This window comes from Dyadobacter flavalbus, from assembly GCF_006149045.1.
Lineage (GTDB): Bacteria > Bacteroidota > Bacteroidia > Cytophagales > Spirosomataceae > Dyadobacter > Dyadobacter flavalbus.
In genome coordinates, this window is the sequence record NZ_VBSN01000018.1 from 1 (window position 1) to 600 (window position 600).

Sequence of the window (600 nt, forward strand, 5' to 3'; positions counted from 1 at the left end):
CCTGAAATCGAATGATTGTGCGGGTACCATTGAATACTCAAGACAACTGGAGTAGCGTAAATTATGCTTTTTACGTATCTTGTTACAGCTTCAGAGATAAGCTCATCAACCTATATTGGTACATATAAGTCCTTCCTGAAATCTGGGCTGGAATGGATTATGTCTCCCAAGGAGGCACTTGTTGAATTCACTGGTGATCTCTTTAAGAGAATCCCGTATAGAAAAATCCTGATTCACCCATCCATTCCCTGAGGTTATTTTATGTCTCTAATCAATCAAAACGATGGGAAAATCAACCGCAGTCTTGCCAATTGTCAATCCGCATGCCGCTGGAATTGATATTGGCTCTCGTAATCACTGGGTAGCCGTAGACCAGAACAAAGAAAATGTCCAATCCTTTGGCGTTTATACGCAGGACCACCAGCATCTGATTGACCATTTGCGGCAGTATGGCATTACTTCGGTAGCCATGGAAAGCACTGGCAGTTACTGGCAAACCCTATTTAATGCCTTACAGAAAGCTGGCTTTGAGGTGCTTCTGGTTGGTGGAAGCCAGACCAAGAACGTGCAAGGCCGCAAAACGGATGTTGTTGATTGTTT

The 600-nt window shown here is 43.7% G+C and carries 1 protein-coding gene; it reads left to right on the forward strand.

Annotated elements, in window-relative coordinates; genetic code table 11:
* Positions 1–283: 283 nt before the first annotated feature.
* The coding region (locus tag FEM33_RS02685) for an IS110 family transposase (RefSeq protein WP_139010580.1) at positions 284–600 on the forward strand (317 nt) is incomplete at its 3' end.